The 1,342-nt window shown below is 54.0% G+C and carries 1 protein-coding gene and 1 pseudogene; one reads left to right on the top strand and one right to left on the bottom strand.

What is annotated here, in order from left to right; genetic code table 11:
• Positions 1-73: 73 nt before the first annotated feature.
• A pseudogene (locus tag CE491_RS00135) lies at positions 74-373 on the top strand (integrase core domain-containing protein); the annotation flags it as partial.
• 58 nt (positions 374-431) lie between these two features.
• Here CE491_RS00135 and CE491_RS00130 read toward each other — a convergent pair.
• Positions 432-1,172 (bottom strand): NUDIX hydrolase, encoded by a 741-nt coding sequence (locus CE491_RS00130; RefSeq protein ID WP_110946376.1) that lies wholly within the window; start codon positions 1,170-1,172, stop codon positions 432-434.
• Between the last annotated feature and the right edge of the window lie 170 nt (positions 1,173-1,342).

The following is a 1,342-nucleotide window of genomic DNA, read 5'->3' as shown; positions in this document are numbered from 1 at the left end:
ACACCTGCCGAAGCACTGAATGAGTATCTAAAGTCTGTACAACAATCCAGTGTTGCGACGACCGGTTGAATCCGCCCAGTACGTCTCTGTCCGCTACACCGAGCGGCTGGCGGAGGCCGGCATCGAGCCCTCGGTCGGCAGCAAGGGCGATAGCTACGACAACGCCTTGGCTGAAACCATCAACGGGCTGTACAAGACTGAGCTGATTTACCGTCAGTCCTGGAAGAGTCGAGAAGCGGTTGAGATGGCGACCCTGGACTGGGTGCACTGGTACAACCATCAGCGCCTACTGAGCTCAATCGGGTATATACCGCCTGCAGAGGCTGAGGCAAACTTCCACCAGCAACAAGCAGGTCAGGCCATAGCAGCCTGACTTAAACGAAACGGCCGCCACGAAACCCAGGGCGATTCATGATTTTGTCTACACCCTCCTAGCGACCGAGGTTGCGAGGAAACAATACAGGCATGCTCCGATCCCTCAAGCGGTAACCCATTGCTGGACGGTTAGAGGTGCCGTCTAGATAGACATCTTCGACGAGGAAGTCTGCCGCTAGCATGCGGGTACGGAACCCGCTCTTGTCGATCGAGCGCCCCAGAACAATCTCGTAAACCCGCTGTAACTGAGGTAGTGAAAAGGGCTCAGGAACTAAGAAGGCCGGTAGTGAGGTGTATTCGACCTTGCTGCGCAAGCGTTCGACGGCGGTGGCGAGGATGCTTGAGTGGTCGAAGGCTAAATCGGTTTCGTTTACAAACTTATCCACATCAAACCATGAGACATCAGCTGCGTTGGCACCTCTCTCAAGCTGGATGTGCTCAGCAGGGATAAGTGCAAAGTAGACGTGGGTCGCCGACCATCCTCGAGGATCGCGATCAGCCCCTCCCCAGCTACCTAGCTGTTCGAGATAGGAGGTCGAGACGCCAGTTTTTTCGGCCAGTTTTCGCGTAGCACAGGCCTCGAGTGTTATATCGACATCGACATTCACAAAGCCACCGGGCAGCGCCCATTTGCCTGGATAAGGCTCGGCGTCTCCGGAAGGGCGGCGTACCAGGAGTATGCACAGGGCGTCTTCCAGTACGGAAAAAATCACCACGTCGACCGTGGTGAAAGGTAGGCGAAAAGTAGCTCGTCCTTGTTTGGGAAATTTGTTGACGGGTAATTTTCTGGCGGACATGCAATAAGTTCCTGTTGACTTACTGAATTATAAGTTGCACAGCGCAACTAGGGCAAGTTGTCCAGCGCAACTAATGGAGAAGATTGCATGTTAGGGATGGTCTGAAGTAGGCAGCTATTTCTCAGCTGCTGAGCCATAGCGGTTTCAAAAAACGGCAGCGTTCAAAATCG

The sequence above is a fragment of the Pseudomonas bohemica genome, assembly GCF_002934685.1.
GTDB classification, from domain to species: Bacteria; Pseudomonadota; Gammaproteobacteria; order Pseudomonadales; family Pseudomonadaceae; genus Aquipseudomonas; species Aquipseudomonas bohemica.
The sequence above is the reverse complement of the archived record's forward strand: the minus strand, read 5'-3'. Positions and strand labels throughout refer to the sequence as shown.

Bases quoted from the DNA above. Each gene is read 5' to 3' on its own strand.
- CE491_RS00130 (WP_110946376.1), bottom strand. From the start codon at position 1,172: ATGTCCGCCAGAAAATTACCCGTCAACAAATTTCCCAAACAAGGACGA.